The organism is Aminivibrio sp., assembly GCF_016756745.1.
Lineage (GTDB): Bacteria > Synergistota > Synergistia > Synergistales > Aminobacteriaceae > Aminivibrio.
On sequence record NZ_JAESIH010000011.1, the window covers coordinates 1 to 5096 of the forward strand.

The 5096-nt window shown below is 55.6% G+C and carries 4 protein-coding genes; all 4 read left to right on the plus strand.

Features of this window, described 5'->3' with window-relative positions; genetic code table 11:
• Positions 1-98 precede the first annotated feature (98 nt).
• From JMJ95_RS00605 to meaB, 4 genes are read left to right on the plus strand one after another with little or no spacing between them, the layout of a single operon-like run.
• Positions 99-1805, plus strand: coding sequence for a tetratricopeptide repeat protein (locus tag JMJ95_RS00605; RefSeq protein ID WP_290681117.1), 1707 nt, complete (start codon positions 99-101; stop codon positions 1803-1805).
• Between the two features lie 51 nt (positions 1806-1856).
• Positions 1857-3524 (plus strand): methylmalonyl-CoA mutase family protein, encoded by a 1668-nt coding sequence (locus JMJ95_RS00610; protein WP_290681120.1) that lies wholly within the window; start codon positions 1857-1859, stop codon positions 3522-3524.
• 47 nt (positions 3525-3571) lie between these two features.
• Positions 3572-3988, plus strand: coding sequence for a cobalamin B12-binding domain-containing protein (locus JMJ95_RS00615; RefSeq protein WP_290681123.1), 417 nt, complete (start codon positions 3572-3574; stop codon positions 3986-3988).
• Between the two features lie 5 nt (positions 3989-3993).
• A complete protein-coding gene (gene meaB / locus JMJ95_RS00620) occupies positions 3994-4968 on the plus strand; it encodes a methylmalonyl Co-A mutase-associated GTPase MeaB (protein ID WP_290681126.1) in 975 nt (324 codons plus the stop codon).
• Positions 4969-5096 lie beyond the last annotated feature (128 nt).

A 5096-nucleotide genomic window follows, 5' to 3' on the forward strand; every position in this document is an offset into this window, starting at 1 on the left:
CGGGAAAAAGAGCTTCAACCGCCTGAAAAGGAGAAAAAACCATAGGGACGGGGAAACGAAAAGGGTTCACTTCCCCGTCCGGGGACCTGTCTCTTCTCTTGGGGAACGAACCTGCGGATTTAGGGGCTCTGGATGATCTTGACAAGGCTCTGAAGCTGAACACCTTTCTGGTTGATTATTACTTTATGCGCGGCCTTGTGCTGCACAGAATCGGAAGAACGGACGACGCGCTGAAATCGCTGAAGTATTTTCTGGAAGTCCGGCCGGGAGATACGGCAGTGCCGCGTATCCTGTCACGATTTGAAGAAGAGGGACGATTCCTCGGGGATGTTCTTGCCGGAAGACCTGTCGTTTCCCGTACCGCTTCTTCCATGCGGGACCTTAGAACAGCCCTTGCCCTCCCTGTTTTTCAGAGCCTTGGGATAAAAGGGCTCGGCAAGGTGAAATCTTCCCCTTCCGGGGGGCTTGCTGTCGCTGATACACTTGGCGCCAGGCTCTGGATACGGAAGCCGGGGGAACGGTCCTTTTCGGGGATCGATATGGAGTCTCCGGTGGCAGTCCTTTTTTCCGGGGAGAACAGCGGTGTTGTCCTTCTGGAAAGCGGGAAGGTTCTCTCCATAGGCGACGGTGGAGAGGAGCCGACGGAATTGGGAGAACTCCCCTTTTCCCCCTCTGACGGCGCCATGATCTCGGAAAACACCTTTGTAGCGGTGAGTGCTTTCAAAAGAAAAGCCGGGATTTTTTCCCTCCCGGACGTGTCTCTCGTTTCCGAGCTGACTTTTCCGGAAACGGAACATCCTTTTGAGCCGGCCGCTGCTGCAGTTTACGGTGAATGGCTTGCTGTCGCCGACCGAAACAACGGGGCTGTTTTTCTCATGTCCCTCCTGGAACGACGGGCATTATTCTCCTTCAAGGCGGATTCGCCCAGAGACCTGGCCTGGTCGGCTCTCGGCGACCTCTTTGTTGTTCATGAAAAAGGAGAGGTGAGCAAAACAACCCTATCCTTTGAAACAATGGAGGCGGTAAGGTCGGAAACCGTGATTCGTGAAGCGCCGGGGGCATGGAGCCTTTTTTCACTCGAAGACAGGGTGTACTGCCTTGATGTAGCTGGTTTTTCGCTCTGGGAGATGTATGTGTACCCCGAAGAGTCCTCTCCCGCATTTCTCTCCCTGGATACACCGTCAGTCCGCAGGGAGGAGGACAGGGAGAGTTTTCTGCTCGAAGCTTCAGTTTCGGGGCCGTACAGCACGTATATGTCGAAGAACAGGCCGGTTGTCACATCGGTCTGGAATGAGAGAATGCTTACGGCCGGCTTCCGTTTCTTTGGAGGTCAGACAGCGGGTCCGGCAGTGTTCTTTCTGCCGCCGGGCAGGCGGACGGCAGACCAGTATCATGAAGCGGCCTCGGGAAAAGAAGTGCTGCAGATTCTCGGGAAGCTCTGGAAGGAAAAAAAGAACAGGCTTACCGATGTCGTGGCTGCATCCTCAATTCCCTTTTCTCAAGAGGAAATGAAGCAGCTTGCAGGCTTTTGCCTTCAAAACGGAATACGCCTTTTCGTCTTCTGCGACTCGTTATCGCCGATCCCCCTCCTTCGGGCTTCGGCGCTTACAGGAGGGACGCCCCTCTTTTCCCTTGGGGGAGAACTGCCGGGGAGTTCCTCGTCTCGCCGCGGAGAAGTCAGGATTCCTCTGCCTTCCGACGAAACGTCGTCCGGCTTCCCTAGCCGGTCCGTCCTTTCCGTCTACATGGACATAGGTTCGGCGTCTTCGAGAGACTGGATGCCCCTATGGCCCGATCTTCTGTAAATTACATTACCGGCTATAGACAGTACAAATTTTCAAGGAGGGGATGCACGCATGAATACGGAATACAAAGACGCCAGGGCAAAGTTCGAGGCAGGCGTGGCGAAGTTGCTTCAGAAGCACAAGGAGAGGAAGGAAAACTTTACCACCGGAGGAGGTCTCCCCATCAGGAGGCTCTACGGTCCTGACGACATCGAATCAGTGGACTATCTGAAGGATATCGGGTTCCCCGGAGAGTACCCCTTTACGAGAGGCGTCCAGCCTACCATGTACCGGGGCAGGTTCTGGACCATGCGGCAGTATGCGGGATTTGCCTCTGCCGAAGAGTCCAACGAGAGGTACCGCTATCTGCTTTCCCAGGGAACGACCGGCCTTTCCGTTGCCTTTGACCTTCCCACCCAGATCGGCTACGACTCCGACGACCCCATGGCCCAGGGAGAATGTGGGAAAGTGGGAGTTGCCATTGACAGCCTCCAGGACATGGAAATCCTTTTCGACCAAATTCCTTTGGACAAGGTCTCCACCTCCATGACGATCAACGCTCCCGCGAGCGTTCTCCTCGCCATGTACATCTGCGTGGGCGAGAAACAGGGTGTTCCCATGGACGCACTTTCGGGAACCATCCAGAACGATATTCTCAAGGAATACATCGCCCGGGGTACCTACATTTTCCCCCCGAAGCCTTCGATGCGGCTCATTACCGATATTTTCGAGTTCTGCAGCGAAAACGTGCCGAAATGGAACACCATCTCCATTTCCGGGTACCACATCCGGGAAGCCGGAAGCACCGCCGCCCAGGAAGTGGCGTTCACCCTCGCCGACGGCATCGCCTACGTGGAAGCCGCCGGCAAGAAAGGCCTTGATCCCAACGTCTTCGGCGAGAGACTCTCCTTCTTCTTCAACGCCCACAATGATTTCCTCGAGGAAGTGGCGAAATTCCGAGCCGCCCGGCGCATGTGGGCCCGGATCATGAAGGACCGTTTCGGCGTCACCAACCCGAAAGCCCAGATGCTCCGATTCCACACCCAGACGGGAGGAAGTACCCTCACAGCCCAGCAGCCTGAAAACAACATTGTCCGCGTAACCATCCAGGCCCTTGCCGCCGTCCTTGGAGGAACCCAGTCACTCCATACAAACAGCATGGATGAGGCGCTGGCCCTTCCAAGCGAAAAAAGCGTCGGCATCGCCCTCAAGACCCAGCAGATCATCGCCTACGAATCGGGCGTAACGAATACGGTCGATCCCCTGGCAGGGTCCTACGTGGTTGAAAGCCTGACGAACGAAATCGAAAAGAAGGCATTAGAGTACATCGGTCAGATTGACGATATGGGCGGCATGTTAACCGCCATAGAAAAGGGATACGTTCAGAAGCACATCCAGGACGCAGCCTACGACTACCAGAGATCGGTGGAGGCGAAGGAAACTATCGTGGTGGGAGTCAACAAGTTCCAGATCAAGGAAGACAAAGGGGAAATGAACCTTCTCTCCGTGGACGCTTCCGTGGGAGAACGCCAGATCGCCAAGCTCCGCAAACTGAAGGAATCCAGGGACAATATTGCCGTGAAGAACGTCCTTGACGATATTCGCACGGCGGCGGCCGACGAATCCACGAATCTCATGCCCCTCATCATCAATGCCGTCCGTTCCTATGCCACCGAGGGGGAAATTTGCGGCGTACTCAGGAACGTGTTCGGCGAGTATACCGAAAATATTGTTCTGTAGCGGCTCGGCCGTTTCGAAAGTCTTAAAACACACTGGAGGGATATTCCGTGGACGAGAGAAAAATCAGGGTAGTCGTTGCAAAACCGGGACTCGACGGGCACGACAGGGGGGCTAAGGTTGTGGCGAGGGCTCTGCGGGACGCCGGAATGGAAGTGGTGTACACCGGCCTGAGGCAGACAGCGGAACAGATCGTTGAAACCGTTCTTCAGGAGGATGCCGATGCAGTAGGCATCAGCATCCTTTCCGGAGCCCACACGTTTTATTTTACGAAGATCATTGAACTGCTGAAAGAAAAAGATGCCGGTGACGTCATTGTCTTCGGCGGCGGAGTCATCCCCGAAAAGGATATCCCAGGACTTCTCGAGGCCGGCGTAGGAGCGGTCTTCGGGCCGGGAACCCCCACGTCCGTCTGTGTTGAATGGCTTGAAAAGGCTGTGGCGGAAAAAAGGGCCAAAGAACAGTAGCTGCTGTGGATATTCTCATTAACAAGGCGCTGGCGGGGGATACCCGGGCCATCGCACGGATAATAAGCCTGATTGAAAATGAGGATCCGGTAGCGGACGGAATTTTGCGCCGGATTTACCACCTCACAGGCAAAGCCATGGTCATCGGAATCACGGGCAGTCCGGGAGCGGGGAAAAGCACTCTGACCGACAAACTGATCGAATTTTTCCGCAAAAAAGGGAAGAGTGTGGGCATTATCGCCGTCGATCCCTCCAGCCCCTTCTCCGGAGGCGCGATCCTTGCTGACCGAATCAGGATGCAGCGTCATACGGGGGATGAGGGGGTGTACATCCGGAGCATGGGAACCAGGGGCTCCCTCGGCGGTCTGAGCAGAGGAACCAGGGAGGCCGTCCTTCTTCTGGATGCATGCGGCAAGGATGTCATCATCATCGAAACCGTCGGCGTCGGCCAGTCGGAAGTGGACATCATCAAGATTGCCGATACGGTGTGCGTGGTCCTGGTCCCAGGCATGGGCGACGATATCCAGATTATGAAGGCGGGCATCATGGAGATCGCCGATGTTTTTGCCATAAACAAGGCAGACAAACCGGGAGTCGACAGGGTAGCCGCCGAAGTGAGGCTTATGCTCGAACTTGTCAGGGACAAGCCCTGGACACCCCCCGTCCACCTCACCGTGGCGGAGAACGGCGCCGGGGTGGAGGAGTTCGCCGAGAGCATCATCAAGCATCATGAATTCGTCAAAAACAGCCCGGAAGGAGAGCGGTTCGAGTTCAGACGCCTTTCCTTCGAGGTGGAGGATATCCTTCTGAAGAACCTGACGAGGAAGGCCGAGAAAGTCTGGCAGGCTCATAAAAGCAAGGAACTCATGGAAGACCTGGCTGCACGAAAAATAAACCCCTACACGGTCTCAGCGGACATTCTCAGAAAACTGTTCCCGCGGACGGAAGACAACCAGGGGACAAAGGAGGCAAACACATAAGATGTCACACCGAACAATAGATGAATTGTGTGAGGAGTTGTTGAAGAAGCACGAGGAAGCGCAGGGAGGAGGGGGCCCGAAGGCGATAGCGAAGCAGAAGGAGAAGGGGAAGGGCACGGCGCGTGAGC

Bases quoted from the DNA above. Each gene is read 5' to 3' on its own strand.
- JMJ95_RS00610 (WP_290681120.1), top strand. From the start codon at position 1,857: ATGAATACGGAATACAAAGACGCCAGGGCAAAGTTCGAGGCAGGCGTG.